This window comes from Clostridium sp. AF50-3 (genome assembly GCF_003477445.1).
GTDB lineage: Bacteria > Bacillota > Clostridia > Lachnospirales > Lachnospiraceae > Otoolea > Otoolea fessa.
Genome location: NZ_QUDH01000026.1, coordinates 1 through 20387, shown reverse-complemented (window position 1 = coordinate 20387; position 20387 = coordinate 1). Strand labels below are relative to the sequence as shown.

5 protein-coding genes are annotated in these 20387 nt (G+C 50.1%); all 5 read right to left on the bottom strand.

Going from position 1 to position 20387, the window contains the following annotated elements; genetic code table 11:
* Positions 1-223: 223 nt before the first annotated feature.
* The 5 genes from DW085_RS17925 to DW085_RS17905 all read right to left on the bottom strand — a co-directional run bounded on the left by DW085_RS17925 (position 224) and on the right by DW085_RS17905 (position 19828).
* Entirely contained in the window at positions 224-5893 is a 5670-nt protein-coding gene (locus tag DW085_RS17925) for a prealbumin-like fold domain-containing protein (RefSeq protein ID WP_118494230.1), read from the bottom strand.
* Positions 5894-5985: 92 nt separating this feature from the next.
* Positions 5986-13509, bottom strand: coding sequence for a hypothetical protein (locus DW085_RS17920; RefSeq protein ID WP_118494227.1), 7524 nt, complete (start codon positions 13507-13509; stop codon positions 5986-5988).
* A 60-nt stretch (positions 13510-13569) separates the two neighbouring features.
* The gene (locus tag DW085_RS17915; RefSeq protein ID WP_147353994.1) at positions 13570-14514 is read right to left on the bottom strand and encodes a hypothetical protein; all 945 of its coding nucleotides are present in this window, start codon (positions 14512-14514) and stop codon (positions 13570-13572) included.
* An 83-nt stretch (positions 14515-14597) separates the two neighbouring features.
* Complete coding sequence (locus tag DW085_RS17910; RefSeq protein WP_118494221.1) at positions 14598-18482, bottom strand: peptidase A26; 3885 nt, start codon at positions 18480-18482, stop codon at positions 14598-14600.
* Between the two features lie 116 nt (positions 18483-18598).
* On the bottom strand, positions 18599-19828 hold the full coding sequence (locus DW085_RS17905) for a DUF6273 domain-containing protein (protein ID WP_147353437.1): 1230 nt from the start codon (positions 19826-19828) through the stop codon (positions 18599-18601).
* Positions 19829-20387: the final 559 nt, after the last annotated feature.

Here is a 20387-nt window from a genome sequence, read left to right as displayed (position 1 = left end):
ATCTGATCGATTTTGATTTTTCTCTTATTTTTTTACTCCTCCTTGCCCTTATCATTCCTCTCCATATTCTTTTTTATATTTTCCTCCTTTCTTCGCCGTTCTGCGAGCGCCAGCCCTGCCCCAGCGCTCATACATATCAGTCCAATCACCAGTTTCCACTTCCAAATCAGTGAAATTGCTTCATTCAGACGCTCTTTTTCGTCCTCGACCTGATAAGCACCTTCTACTTCCCAGGTGCTGATTCTCCATATCCCATCTTCGGAAGCGGCTTCATCTGTCTGCCGTCGAGAACAATTTTCCCCTCTCCACAGATCGACTCTGGCACGTGAACTGTTAAATAGCCCTCTTTCAGCTCTTCTATCACTTTCTTTGGATATTCCGGCTGACCATGTCCCGGTCGCCCTGGCTTCTCCGGCTTCAAACGGTCATACATCCGCACAACCGTCACCGTTCCGTCCTCTGAAACCGTAAATGAAACTGGTTCGGCTTTTTCGTAGCCCTCCGGCGCTTCCAGCTCTTCCAGAATATAGCGGCAGCCCTCCTTTAAAATGCCCTGTATACATTTCTCCTTTTCTTCAGAAATCCATTCCAATATTACCTTTCCAGTCTCATCAGAAATCCTCAGGAGGGCACCTTTTACAAATTCGCTATCTCCTTTCTGCTCCCTCCATTTCCGCTTCTCCACCTGCACTTCCGTCGGTCTGTCATACATCTTCACCTGATCGACTCGACCGTCCAGTGATACCGTAAATGTCACTTTTTCTGCTTTCCAGTACCCATCCGGCGCTGTTTTTTCTACCAGCACATAGTTTTTTCCAGCGTTTAACTTTCCTTTTATCACATGGGCGCCCCGATCAGATACCCACGAATCAACCAAGGTTCCGCCTTCCTTCTCCTCCCAGAGTTCCATCCGCGCCCCCGGCAGTTCCTTTTCTCCCGTCACACTGTATTTTGTGATTTCCACGTGCGTCGGCTTATCCTGCATGGAAATCCGCTCGACCGTTCCATCCTCGGAAACAGTAAACGGAATCTCTTCCGCATACGCAAATCCATCCGGCGCTCCCGTCTCGCGCATTATATAACTCTTTCCCGGTGTCAACGTTCCAATAATCTCATGAGGATGATCCGCAGAAATCCATGATTCGATTACATTTCCAGACTGATCCAGAATCTCTATCTGAGCACCCGGAAGCTCCGTTCCGCCCAGATCTGTCTTTGAAAAGACCAGCTTTGTCGGGGAATCTATCATTCCAATTCCATCTATCTGTGCATCGTCCCCCAGAGAAAAAATCATCTGATTCGACTCCACCTCTTCCGTTTTTCCACCGTCCAGTTCCAGCAGTTCAACCAGGCGGTATCTATTCCCACGTTTGAGCACTTCGCGCACCGACCGATCATTCTGATGAAATTCCCAGAGCACTGTATTTCCCTGCCGGGAGGTCCGTCCCGTGCTTCCTGTACTCTTCCACTCGATCGGCAGTCCATCCGGAGTCTGTGCCGGAACTTGTGCCCGAACCTCATAGTTTGTTCCCCACGGCATTCCTGTCAAAACAACCGATTCGCCACAAGAAAGCGTCAGGCTTCCTCCACTTCGCAGCGTTCCCGATTTAGAACCTGTGTACGAAATCAAGCCTGGAAGCTCTTTTCCCTCCGCATTCTTTAAGTATAACGTATATGTTATATCTACCTGCCTTAACAACGCCGCAGCAGTTCCCGTCACCCGCCCGGCGATAACAATTGCGCCCGGAGATAGAATTGGATGGAAGGATTCATAGCTTTTGCCCGTTTTTCCCCATATCGTTGCCGTTACCGTCATACCAGAATGATTTTCCTGTCCGTTTTCATTTATATGCTCTCCAACCAGAACAGCCACCCGCAAAATGCCTCCTGATCCGGCTGCCACATTCTCTATATTCCAATACCAGGATTCACCTATTTGTTCCGCTCCGCCCATCGAAGCCGCTGTCATTAGTTCACACCCAGCTGGAATTTCCAGTCCAATCTTCATATTTTCTTTTTTATCTGACTGGTTCCGATATGTAATTTCATATACAATTACACTTCCCGGCAGCACCGCTGCTCCGTCTTTTCCAATCGGGGAAACGGCGCGGATGCCACATGGGTCGCTGTATTCCGGATTTCGTATTTCATGGATATATCCCAGGCCATCTCTGTTTTCCGGGATCCAGCTTTCCACTTCCCTGCCATCTGTCTCTTTCTGATGATATTCTTCCAGACGATACCTCGTTCCTTTTAATGTTCGAAGCGTCAGCGGATAATGTCCGTTCTCATCCCAATTCAGACGGAATGTATTTTTTCCTATCGTCCGACGGCTGCCGTCACTGAACTCAATGATCTCCCGCAGTTCGAAACGATGTCCTTCCGCCACCCCCTCTTTTTCACATTTTTCTCGTTCCAGATAAGGCGCAGAAGCTTCCATCAGTGAAGAAAGTACAAATTCTTCCCCACTGTCCAAATCCCACAGTGTTCTCACCAGACGAAGTGCTTTTCTTCCCTGCACCCGCAGAGACGTTATGCTGTCAAATAAACCGTCTGCTGTCTCTGTCTCCAGCGCATTTGCACCATCTCTGGCTGCGTTAATCCCCCTGCCTGTATCTGACACCGTGAAAATCATCGGTTTCTGCACAGTGTATCCATCCGGCGCTTCCAGTTCTTTCAGAAGATACGTGTGCCCGGCAATCAGCTTTCCTTCTATCACGTGTGTTTTCCCATCGCAGATCCAGGATTCCAATGCCTCACCCGCTTCAGCGTACACACCATCCAAAAATCCAGCTTCATACACTGCCAGCTTTGCTCCTGACACAAAGAGACCCGTATCGAAATCCATCTTGGAAATTTTGATTTTCGTTGTTTCATTCGGCACCGTCAGATTATACGTTAGCACCTCGCATTCCTTCTGATCTTCCATCAGCACCTCGTACACGCGCGGAATAAGTTGATATCCATCCGGCGGCATCGTCTCACGGACTTCGTAATGGTACGGAATCCAGCTTCCATTCTCCCCTATCGTTCCGATTGGCAGAAACGGGCTTTCCGCCTGACCGCTCTCGTCTGTCTCCATCTGAACCTTTTCTCCCGTCTCTCTGTTTTTCACTTCAAACACCGCACCTGCCAGTTTTTCCTCTGGCTTTCTCTCATCCACCTTTTCAACCCGAACCCGCCCCTGTTTCAGCGTATTAACCGCTTCGATTATCTCCTCCGAAGCAGCCGCCACAATAAATTTCTTAGGTTCCATGAGGCGATAACCTGCCGGTGCCGAAAATTCCACCAAATAATAAGCTCCATAGGCAATCGGAGAAATCCGATGCGGCTTCCAGTCCCCTGCCTTCCAGCCTGCCGGAATCTCCTGTTTTTCTGCTTCTTCCTCTGTAAACTTTCCATCCGATCCAGAAATCCAGCGTTCCACTAAATATTCTTTTTCCTGCACCAGGCTTCCATCCTGTGCCGCCCGGAAAACAGCAAGTTCTGCGCCTGCCAGATAAATTGCCTCTTCGGATGCCTCTCCTGAGCTTCCCAGCTTGGAAATATAGACAGACTTTGCCCTATTTTCCAGCCCGTAAAGCTGAATTTCAGCAGTTTCTTCGACAATCACCGGCTTCGGTGCTGCTTTCTGATAGCCGCTTGGTGTTTTCGTCTCCACCAGAACGTAATAGCCTTTCTTTCTGTTCGAAGCCAAATCATTTTTCGTCGGATTCAGCGGTAAATAATCAATCCGGTGAATCCCATCGGAGGTATCATAGCTGACCAGAGTTCCCTCCGCCTGGTAATTCCATCGGAAATCATAGCTGTAGCCTGCTTTTCCATCTAACTGCAGATTTTTCGTCGCCTGAACAAGCACCTGTGAACCATTTCCCAGATTCCAGAGCTGACGCACTGATTCGCCCTGTTCTGTCGCTGTTTCTTCCTGTTTTTCAGCGGTATATCCACACCATGTAACCGTGTTGAACCTTGTATGATATTCTGCATACAGCTTCTGATAGCGGGCTGCAAAGCTGTCGCTTCCTTGGCTGTAGGCTTTCGCATCTTCGGTCTTCCATCTCGTCACCTGTTTTTCCCGGTCATAGCGCGGTGTTCCATCCGCCTCCATGACAATTCCATTTTCATCTGTCACTGCCTCATACAGGGTCAGCTCCGCCGCATATGCATTCGGCAGACATTCTTTTTTTCCATCCTTCTTCTCATATTTGAAAAAGGCGGTTTTTATATGATCTTCCTGCATCGTGATGAGCTGCAGCTTAGAAGTTTCCTGGATTTCCACCTCCATTTGATTTGTCAGATATCCCAGAGGCGTCTCTATCTCCTCGAGAATATAATCGCCTGCCGGAATCCCCTCCCATGCCATCGGCGTCTTTCCGACGGTCCATTTGGCAGTCACTGTCTTTTTCTGGTTTCTCTCATCTAGTACCGTCCAGTTCGCCGGAAGTTCCCCTTTCTTTTCCAGATAATACCCGGACGGATGTGTTTCCAAATCATCACTCGCAACTCTTTTTGCTGGATAGAGCGCTAACACGGCTCCTTCCACACTTGAAAACGTATACCCCCCTTTTCCTTCCTCCCAGGTCTTAGAATCCGATTCGTTCAAAATGTGATCATAGTCCCGGACTGGCTGCTGATATTGTTCTGGCGCGTCGATCTTTTCGATCTGCACCGTGATCGGGCGGTTAGTAAGGCGCAGCTCCTGTACCTCACAGGTTTCCTCTACCGTAAGCCCTGTCGGCATCCGTTTCGCATAGCCGGATGGGGCGCGTGTCTCCTCTAAAATATACGTTCCCGCCGGGACGCGTTTTAAAACATCCACCTGCCCATCTCTGATCCGTGTATGGAACGGATCGTTTGGCGTTTCATCCCCGGTTATCCAGCTGTTTTCCATCAGATACGCCTCACCCTGACGGTGGTACAGCGGTCGATCATCTTCCCGTTTTTCCGGATCATTTCCAATATCATAGAGTGCTGCCTTCAACTGCAGATCCCATGCATTGGCATTGTAAGCTCTGAGAAGATCGCTGTATCGGTAACGCACATAATCGCCATCCCGATCATAAACGGGATATCCTTTAATATAGGTCTGAGCGGAACGCTGGTAATAAACCGGCAGCCCATTTTCATTCAAAACCGGATTGACATGGGGCTGCAGCAGACCTCCGTCATATGTTCCAATCGTGTACTCCTGTTCCGTATCAGCATACATCGTTGCCACACGGCCGGTCTTTATCTTATCCCTGGCAATCACATTTCCATAGTGATCCTTAGATACCTGGATCGCCCACACCAATGTTTTGCCGGTTTTTTCCTCCGTCACATATGCCATTCCCGTGTACGGTTCTACCTCGCTGTCCCGGCTTCCGTCTGATGCCAGATGATAGAATTTTGTCCCGGAAGGAACGTATTCAAACCGCCTTTCTTTCCGGCTGTACACCATTTCTTCATAGCTGGGGCTTACAATTTCCAGAAATGGAACGCCGTCTTTCATCGCATAGATCGGTTCGCTGTCTTTCGGACGCACTGGTTCGCCTTTTTCGTTATAGGCATACCGCACGCCCCGGAGTGTCGTAAATACCTCCAGAGCCCCGAGATCGTAATATAAAATGTCTGTATCTTCGCGTTCAACCCGCTTGAGAATCCATCTGCCTTTCCCCTGGTCGTTGAACCGGTCATCCTGCGTATATCGTTTATAATTGTTATTTTCTCCTTTGCTATCTTCCTCCTCTTGATCTTTATCCCTCACATACAGAAGCCGGTTTCCCGAATAGCCTTTCTGCACATACATCCGGGTCACATTTCCAAACGAATCGCGCACCACATTGACACCGGCATACGCCCGGTCCTCACTGTCCCCGTTCTTCTTTACCTCGATCGCATCATACAGGCGCATCGATGCACCTGGAAGATATCGGTTGAATGCGTGCGCTGTATCTGGAACACGATGCCAGATCGCCTTTCCAGTAAAAACCTGATCCTCATAAATCAGGTCAATCCTCTCCCCGGCTTCCTGTTTTGCCTCAGACTATCCAGCCAGCCCTTTGACCACCCATACCCAAGGAACGTTCCCGACGCATTGTACGCCAGTTCCAGATTTTCAAGACCATAACGGTTCGAAAGCTCGGTCAAAGTTCCCTCTCGCCGATCGCTCAACTTAAACAAAATCTCCGTTTCCTCCTGTTTTACTTTCGCGATTTCCAGCCGGATCGGCGTATTTCCTACATAAATCCGCGCCACATCCCCCCGGTCCTGCGGCTTATTGCCATTTGACTTCGTTCCATCCGGGTTCTGGACTGCTTCTCCGTTGCTGCTTATCCGGGTTACCATTTCTCCATACACGGCAGCTGCCACCCGCTGACCGCGCTCTCCGTCCCGATAATACGTCACTTCATCCGAATACACTTCCACCGCTATCGGTTTCGTTCTCACGTATCCTTCCGATGCAGATAATTCACACAACACATAGGCTCCTGCTCCCAGCGGCTGCGGCGTGATCAGATATCCTGTATTCTGGTTGGACGGCAGAGTTTCCCCCAAACCACCAAAATCCTGCAGCGTCGAATAAACCTGGAATGTGCCCGTCCGCGTCCCAAAGGCATCCCGCATCACCACCTGATCGGTTTCACTGCAAATCGGAGTTCCTGCCGGGATTATGCCTGTATATTTTCCTGTATAAGGTGCTTTCCAGGGGTATTTTGACGGAATTAGCGTTTTCAAATCAACCGGCGCGATTTTCTTTGCCCCCATTGCCTCCAAAAATTCCCGGCTGGCTGTCACCTGTGTATCTTTTTCATAAAACTGCACCTCCCCCTCGCTGTACTTCGACGTGTCCCGGCTGGCGGCATAAATAGCGAACACCGCATCATCATGCAGAATATTCTCTCCCGTCTCCGAATCTAGTTTTTCAATCCGAAGCTTTGCAGCATAAAACGTATTCCGGTATTTTCCATCCGCGTAGCCGGTAAATCCCAACGCATCATAGGCGGACTCCGCCGCCGGTTCTGTCACACTGTAAGGCACCAATCCCTGAAAATACCGCCCGTCAAACCCGGTCAGCGCCCCGGTGATTGTCCTGACATGATCTTTCAGATAAAATCCCGCCGGATTGTTATCATCCGTCTTCTCTCCATACGGATATTCCACTGAATCTGCCCACCCTGCCTGCTCTGAGATCGAACCATAGCGGTAATAGCTTTCTACCTTCTCGTTGCTCCGGTACCGGCTGTTTGCATTTTCAGACCGATAAATGTCCTTGTACGGTGCCATTTCCCTCTGAGCGGGCGAAAATCCGCTGTAGTCATAGCTTCCGCCTGGATAGGAGATCGTTCCCTGCCGTTTATCCGCATCCAGACCATACTTATAAATCTCATAATTTCCATCCTGTCCATGTGCGCGGATCACATATTTCCTCAAATCCGCCTGATTTGTATCTCCCCACTCTTCATTCATCCGGATCTGATAGTTCGCCGCCAGCGTTTCCGGCGATGCCGAAGCGTCATATCGGTAATCCGCTGACTTTTTTTCCGGAGATACGAGGTTTCCACCTGCCTCATAAACCGACGGGACTTCTATTTCTTTCGGCTGGTCGATCCGATAATGCTGGTTTTTGAAATCTTCCAGTGCTCCCGAATACGGCTGCTGCTCGACTGCCACATAGGTACCGTAAGGAAGGTATTTCGAAACGCCATAATAATAACCTTCCTCGGATTTTTTTAATTTTTCTGCTGACAACGTTGTTTTGTCCCGATCGGAACCTCCATTTTCCGCGCTGTCCCACTCAATCGCGTATAAATCGTCCAAATCATAGGAGAAAAACGGCTTCAAATATTCCTCTGCTTTTAAAATTGCCTGATGTAATGCTTCATCATAGATATAATCCGGGTAGCCTTCCTGTCCGCCCAATGCTTGAATGTTCTGCTTCTTTACCTCATTCTTCAAATACCAGTCAATCGCAAACTGACGGACAGCATCCGACCGTTTTGCATTTTCTACGGCTGCTTCTGACGTACGGCTCTGATTCTGTATCGCCGCATTGTTATGATGCACCGGATCTTTTGTTTCTCCGCCGCTGCTTCCAAAAATACCCGTACGGATCCATGCAAACGGCTTAAAGGATGTATCTGCTGCATCTGCCCGCTGCCATTTATCCCGGTTCGCCACCGCCATCGCATCGAAAAATTTCTCATACTGATAGCCTGGAACTTCCCGTACCGCTCCCGCTCCATCTTCCTTGATCCGCATGACTGTCTCAAGAAGTCTTGTATATCCCTGATTGACCTCTTTCGAATCCGCGATCTGCCCGTCTTTTCCATATTCGTACAGACGATCATTTGCCGTCACTGCGCTGTCCCAGACATTGTTATTGACGGAACCAGCCGTCTGGGAATCTTTTTTATGAGTTACCTGCGTGAAAATTTTCTGAACCGGAGCAAAGGATTCTCTAAGCAGCGGAAAATTCTTTTTTACCTCCGGCAACGAGACAACTTCTCCATCCCGATTCATCCACACGATTTCGCCATCCGTATTCCGGTACAGACGTTCCAGATTGGATTTCAAATAGAGCTTAAAACGGAAATTTGGCAGTGCCGAAGCGACATTTTCCTTCCCTCCCTCTTTTTCCGTAAACAGATCGGTATGTCCACTTTCCGCATAAGTGTTATGTGCATAGGTGGTCTCCGGTGTCGTCGCTATATCTTTGATGATTTTTATCTTTTGGCGGATCACACGCTCCAGTACACCCAGCGGTTCTTTTCTTGTCCCGGCATCCTGATAGGTGGTCTCCTGCCCAGGGTATGCCAGTGCCACCGGGACCACATAAGAATCATCCCCTATCAAGCCGGAACGTCCAGAATCGATATATGCCTTTGCCCGCGCCTGTTTTACCCACGTGTAATAGCTGGAACTGTTCATCTGGTGGCCGGCAAAGAAACCATTTCCCAGCATTGCGGCTTCTTCCTCGTTCAGTGTAACCTTCTTCTCTTTCAATACCGCCTTAAATCCCAGCTCTTCCAGCACACCTGCATTTGTTTTTTTTACACCAAAACTGTCGGTAAAATTCGCGTTGATCTGCAGTATGTATTTTCCGTCTGCATTCCAGTCTGCTGCCTGATGAACCCATTTTGTCTCCGTCACCTCCCGCTGCTGTGTTTCTGTCTTTTCCTGGTAAATAAATACCCGGATCGGCTGCCCATCCGCATCGTGCGGAATTTCCCCGGTTTTGTAATAGACATTTACCTCATTTTCCTTCGGAACAATCGTACCATCTCCCTCAATCACAGCATCGGTCTGCAAAAGTGCCGACGCCATCACCTGATTTCCAGCAGTTGTTTCCCTGTAATCGGTATACGTTCCAAATGCGTCCCGCTCGCGATTATTTGAATATGGTATATACACATAACGCGGACACATTTCCATATTATCCGGCAGCCACTCTGCCCGGTGAAAAATCAAGCTGTCTTTCTCCGGATCACTTCCCAGTACCATAAAATTTTCCGGTATTCCTAAAATTCCTGCATATACCGTAAATTCAAACGAATCCGAATACTCATGCACCGCGTCCAGACCGCCATAGCTGATATATGGATGGGTCTGATAAAAATCCAGAATGGAAGTGATCGCGTCTCCCACTGTCATTGAGATTCCATCTTTTGTTTTCGGCACCGCAATCGTCTGAACCGGAGAACCATACACTGTTTTTTCTGCCTTTTCTCCCGGCGTCACACCGCTGACGCCGTACACGTCCCGCTCTCCTTCCCGGACACCCCGGTCAAATACGCCGGTATAGATACTGGAATATGCATTTCCTCCTGCTCCCGGTATTCTCGGCGTTGTTTTCGCATGTCTGCGGAGTACCCGCTCGGCTTTCCCTTTCAGATAACAAAAGTCATCCACATCAAATGTCTTTACCAGCCTGTCCGCATTTTCTTCCTCTGTCATTCCCGTTTCTGCCTGCAAAAGAACTGCTTCCACTGTCTCCGGCACAAGTTCCTGCACCCGGACCTGGCGCATCCACCCCGCCGCATAATCAATCGGAACCTTTTTACTCATCGGCGTGCCATCCGCATTGTACTTTGGATACTGATAGTCGTTTTCTGCCGCTGCCAGTTCCCCGGTATAAACTTTTTCATACTCACCTGTCCCGGCTTCCACCGAAACCGTACCTTTTCCCTCATCTTTTCGATAAAAGCTCACGCCCTCCGGCAGCCCTGACACCACAATCTCATAAACTCCATCTTTCGTGTTCTTCGACTCTGCCGAAAAGAAAATTTCATTCGTATCAGCGCCGCCATCGCCTGCCTGCTCTTCCCCGTACATCTGCATGGAAATATGGGCATATCCTTCTCCCGGTTCCAGGACCGCTGCCTCCAGATCCTGTCCCAGGTTTGTAACTGCGTGAAGTTTATTTCCAACCGAAAGTTCAAAGCCCTCGGATCGGCTTAATTCCTTGACATAATATTCCCCCATCAGAAGCGGGCGTCCAATCCAGGCATTTCCATTCTTTGACGTATTGTTATAATAAATCCGCTCCCAGGCTTTATCTGCCGTATAATCATCGATCGCCGCATCTTGTGTATACAGATTTCCCGGCGCTTTCTTTCGCCATCCATCCGCTGCATCCGCAATTGTCCCTTTCGAATAATCATAGGTTCGCCCCGGCGCCTCTGTACATGCCAGAAACGAGGCATCGCCATTTTTGTCTGTCGTCGCCACCGCCACCAGATGATTTGCCCGGTAAACTACCCCTGTTTTCCCATCCGGATGTAGCAGATCTTCTGCTGCAAACAAGCCATACACTGCGCCTTCCAGCGTCGCATCCCCCTGTGCGTCTCCAAGGGCATTGTAAGACTCATTTTCGCCCTTTTTCAGATCCAAATCCTTTTTATTGATATGTACCTCGCCCTCTGTCCGATGATCGTAGATCCTCCAGGCATCTTTCTCGCCGTCTGCACCATTGCAATGGCTGAAATTGCCAGCACTTCCCGGCTCTATCGCTGAACCCACACTCGCGGAAACAAGCGCCGCTTCATAGGCAGGGAAAAATAGTGACTCTGCTGCCGCCCCCGCCAGTGTTTCCGTTCTTTGTGACAACTGAGGATTTCGATACAACAAAGAAGGTGAATGCCAGCTTGTATAAAAATCCGCCTCGGTTGTCAATAAATCTGATCCGGTTGCCGTATATCGCCGAATACTTTCACGTTCCGCTTTTTCTGCTTCTTCTAAATCATCATCCGCTTCATCAATAAACACAAACCCTTTCTGGACACGATTTACCAGATGGTCCGAAATAGATACTTTCATCTCCGAGGCAGTTGCTTCCTCCTCCGACGGTGTCGCTTCCCTCAGAAGCGCTGCATCCAATGCTGTAAACAAAACGATCTGCTGCGGCAAAACACGCATTTTTAAAGACTCTGGAAATACCGCATCCTCGCCTGGTAAATTCGTTAGATTCATCCAAATCGTCCCACCAGGCGCACTTTGAGCGTCTAAGCCAATTCTTCCAAAAAATCCTGTCTTCCCCGCACTTTCTTCATTCCGATTTTCTAAAGCCTCTCCGATGCCCTGACTCCTTCTCACACTCTTCGTTCCCAGCACCACATCACGTGAATATCCGCCTCCAAAGGCTGCATTTGCCCCATGCTCAGATGCATCGGTTGTGATAATCTCAATTGGCAGGTCATCTGCATGTTCATCATGCAGAATATATCCATCCCGCGCTTTAAATTCTTTCCAGGTATAACTGTACTTCATGGAAATGAACTTCTCATACGTCTGCCCACAGTCCTCCTGGCAGCCAGACTTTGCATACGAAGTTTCCCCGTCTGCCCCTGTCATCGGTCCCGCATCGGGTGTTTCTCCCTCGGAGCCGCCGTCTGACGCGATACCTTCTATCTCCCCTGCATCGACCTCCTCCATTATCCAGTGGAAATGGACGCCCTCAAAGTCTCCGCCCGCCTTTCTTTCACATTCCTCTTCGCACAAAAGCCAGCTATTTGCCAGGCGGATATTTTCTGCCTGCGCCGCCTCAATCTCATCCTCATTGATGACTTCTCCCTCTTCATCCTCCTCTTCCTCTGGAACAGGTACAAAGACCGGTGCCGGATGACCGTCACAGAACGTCTTATCATAGTGATAACCGTGTTCCACCGTCTGGGAGGCGTAGCCATCGCCATCTGTTACCGCCGAACCCACTTGTCTGAAACCATCCCAGAGAACCGGCTCATCCTGATAATGACTGGCATATGGTTCTCCGCCCTCATACAATTCGGCAGCTCCGTCCCGCTCAGTATTTACCCTGTTCTTATCGTCAAAGCGCTCAAAGAAGCCAAACCGCGCCCCTTCCAGCGCTTTCCCTGTCTCATGATCGTATTTATACATCTGTAGATTATAGGTGGAAGTAAAATCCTCTTCATGCCTAAATACCTCAAACTGAATGCCTCCCTGCTCCGGTACCGGGGTTGGATCGCCCGCCAATGCAGCAAAATAATTGACCGGAACCATTCCGAGCTCCATCCATGCCATCCGCTGATGAATCCACGGATCACTTTTGGCAGGCGTTCCGCCTCCGTGTGTCCCCGAACAGGTCACACACTCCCAGATTTGAAGCGACTGGTCAATCGCCTCCTCCGCCGAAGCATATCCCCCGCCGCCCGAAGCGTATGGGGTTCCTTCCACCCGGAAACGAATCAGGGCTTTCGACGGTTTTGGATTTGGATTTTTAAATACAATCTGCGAGTCGGTTTTTATATATGTCCATCCATCGGTCGGAACCGGACTGAATGAAACACCGTCATTGTTTGAAAATTCAAGCGGTACAGAACGGATAAAATCCCAATCCGAGCCATCCGGCGCAAACGACAGCGTCAGAGTCGCCGCATCTACCTGTTTTGCCGTTCCCAGCGAGGTGCTGGAAGCTATCACATTTGGAATCTTTCCGCCGCCGACACCGGTATTTTCCTTTCCGCTGCCTCCGCCAGACAGCATTCCTCCCATTTGCATGTACGCCTCACTATTTGACGCAGCTGCCTCCAGCCACGGATATTTTGCCCGCACAGCTGGAACATAGAGGATTGTTTTCAGATCTTCCTCGGACACCATCTTGATAATTTCCGGTTTTCCCTGTGCTTTTGCTGCCACATTGATCGCCCGGATAAATGTATTTGCCTTTTCATCCCCCAGCGCGGCTTTGAGCGAGAGCATCGCCCAAAATACATATTTCTGTTCCTGACTGCTCAGCGGAACGGATGCCTGGGAGGGACGGTGTGCTTCATAGAGATCCCCTTTTTCTGCAATTCCCCAGATCGCATAACCGCCCTTATCGATACAATAAAGCTTGTGTCCCAGCAGCGTATCGCCATGGGCTGTCGTCAGTGTTGTCTGCTGACCACTCGCAGGTGCCGCTTTCGCCGGAAAAACCGGGAATCCTGGCAAAAAAGCCATTCCTCCCAATATAATTGCCAGTACAAACGCCATCCCCCGTTTCACATTCTCTCTGTACCGATACTCCCCCATAAACTTCCTCCTCGTTTTTACTGCCCCGCGCCCCTTAACACCGGCAGTCCCTCGTTTTCTTTATTTTTCAGTTCCCCAAACTGATTTCAGCAGCGAGATAATCCCCTTTTCATACTCCTGTCTTGATATTTCCTGTCGTCCCCACTGTTCTTCTATCTGCCCCATCGGTGCCTGTATTTTCTCCCAGACAGACTCGGAAATCGTCCCTTCTCCCCGCATACTCAAGGTCAGCGCCAGCACATTGGCAAGACTGTCTGGATCCGCTTCATAGTCCTTTCTTCTCTGCTCCCGCTCCTTATTCTCATAGCGGTAAAACTCCGTCTCAAAGTCAACCGGATATGTTTTCGCATTTGAAAATAGCGGCAGGCTGGAGGTCGGATCCGTCGCATACCACTGCGTGCCGATCCGCACCAGGCACGCATCATGGAGATACTCCGGCGTGTAGGTCACACACTCCAGCCCTACGATCTGGCATAGGAACTGAAATTCTTCCGCGAAATCCCGGCAGACGCCAACGCCTCCTTCCAAAACCGGGAAATCCTTTGCCTCTTCCGGCGAACCGTAATGATTCTGGTTAAAACCTCCCTCTCCGTTTGCAATCCGGTTATGCACATACAGAAGACGCGTTTTTTCATCCAAATGAATCCAGTCAAAACTATTGACAAATTTCTGCAGTTCTTCGACCGAAGCCCAGCTATAATTTGCTTTCGGTTCTCCCTTCGTATTCCACCCTGGATTTGCTTCCCCCGGATAACGGACTGCCTCTTTCAGGTAATATTCTGGATCGCTGATCTCTGGGTGCTGCTCTGAAAAAATACTTCCATTTCCATAAAAACTCATCTCTCCATTCTGCCACTCCCATCTCAGACTCTCTGTGTCCTTCCATTCACCGCCATGCGTCCCCTGATTGCCCGCATAAGCGCTGAAACCTCCGGCTGCGATCATGGCTGCTGCCAGTACGGCTGTACATCCCGATTTATTGGTTGTTTTCTTATCCTGTTTCATTTTTTTTACCCCCATTTTTTATTCTTTCCGTGTCATTCCACTTCATTTTCCTGTTTACCTCTGTTTTCTTCTCTCCTCCTCTCTCAGCTTCTCGTCTGTACTATTCCGTCCAGCACCCAGGCACCATCCGCATTGACTAAATTTCCATCGGGGGTGTGCGTATTTTGATACAAACGTCCCCTCATTCCATCGGATTTTTCCTGAAAATAGTAGCAATGAAACACTCCATCGCTTCCCGGCAGCCAGTTCCAGCCAGTCAGCATACGCCCCTGTGTTCCATCCATTTCTGTCCAGAGATAATACGTGTTTCCATCCACATCCGTATACCAGCCGTTCACCATCCTGCCATCTGCATCAAATCGGAACCAGTCAAACGTACTCTGCCCCTTTGCCGGATCGGCATATGGATTGTAGACAGCCGCCCACTCAGAAGCATAGCTTCTACCGCCCGCTTCAAACTGCCAGGTTCCATCTGCATTCTTCCGCCAGTTTCCAGCTACTACATATTCCGGTATGGCTGCCGCATCCGCATTCTGCCCGGGGCCTGCCTGTCCTTCTGTCAGATTTCCAATACCCGCTCCTGTCAAATCACTGAACCCCGATGCCGGTCCAGTTGCATTCGCTGCACTGCTTCCTGCCGCTGCCCCCTTTCCAGAAGAAGAGCCTCCACCTGAGCCGCTGCCCGAATGGGAACCTCCGCTGTATGTCTGATCGACTGCCTCATACTGAATTGTGACTGCCGCCCGGTCCGTGAAGCCACCATCCTCGGTTTTCACGGTCACATATGCCGTATGGCTGCCTGATTTTAAGTATTGACGGTCAAGCTCCTGTATCCAGGAAGCCGTCGTATTGACCGTCACGGTTCCATCCGATGATACATACAGCGAATCATCACTTGCCTGATATGTCACTTTCTGGTTAAACGCCTGCGCCGGAAATACCGACGCTGCCAGCTTTTTCGCACCGGTTCCCGTCCATGCCTCCACCGAACGATAACCCGCCCCCGTCCGGGTGCGTTTGATCTCGTATTGCAGCGTTTTCGGTATAAGGCTGATGCCTTCCACACAAATCTTCGATTCGTCCACTGTCCGGAAATCCACCTGTACTCTGCACGATGCCGTCTGCCGGTTTCCAAGCATATCATCGCCGATCACTGTCACCTTCGTCGTGCGGCTGCCGGAAGCTGTCTGTATTTCATATGGTGTATTCACATGTCTGCCCTGATCTGCCGCGATCAGATCCCGGATCCATTTTGCATCCTTTTTCGCCTGCACACTGGCAGACTTGTCCTCGCCATCCACCGAAATCAGTGCTGCATCACCGACAGTCCACGATATCTCTTTCCGGTCAAAATAATCCGGTGTAAAAGACGCACTCAGCGCCTGCGGTGCCGTGACCTGAATCGTTTCATCTGGATGTTTCCGATTTCCGGTTAATGTCCGCACCACCTCAAATTTCAACTGTTCCTGATCCAGTGCCGCCTCCTCATTGGCTACATAGGTCTGATCCTTGATCTGGAACGTAACCTCAATCCGCGCATTTCCCCGGCACGGCTTTCCATCAAAGCTCGCCGCCGGTTTCGTCTCTGCCGTCAGCACCGCCACGCCGCCGTTCTGATGCCCCGCTCCGTATATGTCGCTTCCGATCGCATACTGGTATCCGCGGTCTGCCTGCTCTTTTTCCAGTTTCCGGACTATATCAGTGATAAACGAACTATTTAAATTTACCTGGACTGACGCGCTCTTTTTCGTATAACCACTTTCCTCATCGTCATTTGGAAGTAACGTAATCAAATCTGAATCGTCGATACTCCAGCGCACCGATGCATCCGCCACATCATTATTCCGATCCACAATCGCCTGCACCGTCACCGGCTGCACCTGTGTTCCCGCCTGCAGATTTCCATGGATGTACGTCGCAATTAATTTTCCATTTCCATCCATCACGCGTGTGACTTTCGTCGGATGTTTCCGGTTTCCGGTCCGCTCCTGCACCACCTGGAATTTCGTCACGCCCGGCGTCAGACCGACCGAAACTGCCACCTTTTTATAAACCGCCGACACCTGCGTATTTTCCTCCGGCATCGTAAAACAATACTCGCCGCCATTTACATAAGTAGTATCTTTCCGGCTCTTCCCACGCGTGTACGTCGGAACTCCCTCCATCTGAAAGCGCGCTTTTTCCGCCTGCTTTGCCGAGGTGCTGACCGTCACCGTCTTTCCCGGTGCCACCGCACCGCGGCGTTTTTTATCGAGTGTCCGGTAATACGCGCCATTTCCCCGTGCTTCCAGCACTGCCACATCGTAATAATTCGTTCCATTGGAGACGGTATCGATCTGCGGAATCGTAATCAGATAACCACGGACCGGGCGTCCCGCATCATTTGGTGCAAAATGGTCAAGATCATACCCCACCGACTCCGCATCCATCTCCCCGCCCAGCTCTTCATCCACAATCGAGAGAATCCCCTGTTCCAGTTCTTCATAAAAATATCGCTCGTCCACATCCCGCGTGACACCGCCGGATACCAGCGTGAAGAAATTGTCCCTCGCGTGGGAATATCCGATGTGCGCCGCGTATGTATACTGGTTATCATCTGAAATGCCGCTTCCACAGACATTGTTTGCGATTTTCGCCTCCGTATCCGCAAACAGGTACGCGATGTCATCCCCATATTTAAAATAATTAGCTGGTGCGCGGTATCCGATGAAGGTTCCTCTGTGTCCGGCAGCCCCAGTTCCCGACTGACCGATCGTTCCCTCAAACCGCCCCACTTTCAAGTCTCCGCTGATTCGTTCTCCAACGAGTCCTCCGACATTCTGGCTGCCAGAACCGCCGATCGTGCCATTTACATAGGTATTGTAGAGAGCCGCCCCATTCTGAAGCCCTACGATTCCGCCGACAGTCGCATCCGTTCCCTGAATCCGCGAGGTGCTGTTATCCCCGGTGCGGACCTGGCAGTCAATGATACGAGAATCATCCGCCGCTTCCCCGGCGATTCCGCCCGCAAGCGCCTGCGCTCCGGCTGCACGTCCCGTCGTTCGGACGGTTACCTGTGCCATTCCGTTTTCCACCGTGCTGCCTTCCATGCGCCCGATCATTCCACCGACCGCTCCGGTTCCTTCCACATCGCCTTTTACCTGACAATTAAAAATCTTGGAATTCTTCGCATTTCCTGCCAAAATTCCCACCTGACGCACTCCTTTGACCGGCTTTCCTGGTTCCAGCGTCAGATTTCGGATCTCCGCCCCATCCAGCGCACCAAAGAATCCAACATTCGGCGAACTGCCTCCTGCAAACCGGAAATTTGAAATCTTATAACCGTTTCCATCCAGATTTGCCGTAAACGGGTGCGTCACCTCCCCTGAAAATTCCGAATCATCCCGGTAATAACCGATCGGATTCCAGTCCATTCCTCCCAGATCGATGTTCGCCGTCAGCTCAAACCATGCGCCCCGGTAATCCCCCACGATCTCTTCTTCCACCTCGCCGTAATCCGGCTGCATGCCAAACGCCGCCAGGAAGCTAAGTCCCATCAGCTGATGTTTCGTGCGTATCTGATACGGTTTTTGTTTCGTTCCAAGTCCATGTGTTCCATCCAGAAAGCTCAAATCCGCCACATCCCAGTTTTCCCAGAGATTTCCGAGGCTGGCGCTGACGCTAACGCGCGACATGATTAATTGTGAAGGAGTTGCCTCTATGACTTTGGAAGAACGTAATTCAGAGGAAGTTGCCCTCACATCCGCATTCATAAGCTCACTGGACGATGCAGCCAGTTTCTGCCATTCTTTCCGCCTTTTTATGGCATCGTCTGTATCATCCAACTTTTCCTTTCTTTCCGAAACAATCCCCAAATCCCAATCCTCAAACACAAACCCGCTCGCCGCAAACGCCGGCAGCGTCGCCGACAAAAGCATCGTCGTCATCACCGCAAATGGAATCACTTTTTTCATCTTCTTTTTCCCCATACACGTTCCCCTCTTTCCCCAAACATTAGATTGATTTCCCCTTGTCCAATCTTTTCTCCTAATCAAACTGCCAAACAGCTTCACTCCCGCTTTCCAAGCTCAACAAGTATTCTTTTTTACATCTGTGACAGTGCAAATGCCGGACGTACTCCATATGTCTCACTGTCCGTCCTCACCGGACGCAGACAGCCATTTACCAGATCAACGCCATAAATCTGCTGATTATAAATGAATTTCCCGTTTTCATCCTGCAAATAAAAAGGCGTCCGCAGATAATATCCCTGTGAATAGGTACTGATCTGACTTTGTGGGTTATCATCCCCGGAATCAAACCGCCATAGATATTCCCGGTACGCAAGTGCCTCTTCCAATGACAGGCAGAAAAGCTGGTCGTTCATAAACTGAAAACCAATATCCTGACGCACCAGTTCCCGCCCGGACGTCTGCGAAAATGCACCAGCCGCCGTGCTTCCCGTGTACGCGGTCTGGATTCCCGTATGGATCGGTTCCAGACAGAAACTGCTGTTCTGACTGTTTTTCTGCAGCCATGCGCGCACCTGCGAAGTTTTATAATTATTGTCTTTGCCAAACGAGAAAATCTTCATCTTTTTTCCCGGTGCCGTGTCCACATCCGCCCGGATCACGCGGTCACAGAGAAACAGCGCTGCTTTCCGGTGTTCATTCTGCCAGTCATGGTAATCGTCGTCGATACAGGTAAATGACAAAATCTCTCCGCCCACCTCGCGCAGCTGGACATCGCCCTCCTTCCAGATCACTTTTTCGGGCATTTCACTTTCACTCCAATCCACGCTTCCACAGCGGTCACAGATTTGATCCCCGTTTTCATCCAGGTGCCCCAGCGCCGGAAGGCGCTCTATCTTTTCTTTCTGACATCGTCCGCAGACATACACTGCCCGCCCATTCTTTAAGCAATCATTTTCCTCCCACTCCCATTGGCTCCACTGATGCGTACAAGTACGGTCATCCCAGTTTCTCCGCACCCGGATGCGCGTGATGATATATTCCTTTCCATCCACCGAAAAGGAATCCTCTTCCACCTCAGAATAAACCGCGTCGTATTCCACCCCGATTGTTTTTGCCGATGGTGTAAAATCCTGACCAATCAGATAAAATTCATGCCACGCTGCATCCCCGATCGCAGATACCAGATTCCGGATCCTGGCATCATTTTCCGACTGATTTTGAACGGTCAGACCGGAATCGCTGCCCGATACCGCCGCATCCTCGCGCCCAAATATGGCGCACTCTGCCTCCCATGCCCTCTGTTTCCATCGTTCCAGGCGTTTCCGAAGCGCCAGCATGGCGGCATCCTCCTCTGCTCCCATTTCTGGGACCTTGCCGCCTCTTTCATATTTGATATAAATTTTTTCAGTTCCTGTTCCATACAGTTCAAATATTTGCGGTGACTGTACCGCTGATTTCCAGATATGCCCGTCGCTCCCTATGATTTGCTCTGGGAAAGATACATTCAGGGAAGTTCCTTCCAAAACTTTGCCCGTTTGCGTATGAAATATAAGATGATTTGCATTCTCAGCATCTATAAATGAGACGCTGTAGCCGACTATGACAGCTGTTTCTGCCTGTTTCACTGCATTTTCAGCTGCCAGCGCCATTCTACCGGATGAAAATATCAATATCAGTGATATTCCCAAAATGGTACCATTCCGGCAGCGACGCCCTTTATGAGCCCCCATGTTTATTTTTAACAACTCAAACCTCCCCCCTCAAACCTTTTTCACATCCCTTTTCTTATCCTCTTTCGCAAGTTATATAAGGTTACTGTTCACGCATACGTGCCCAGTAACGGAATTTGCCGTGGCTTCGCATTTAAATACGGCAAATTCCTGCTGCCACCACGTTTTCTACGGCACTTTCGGTTCCAAA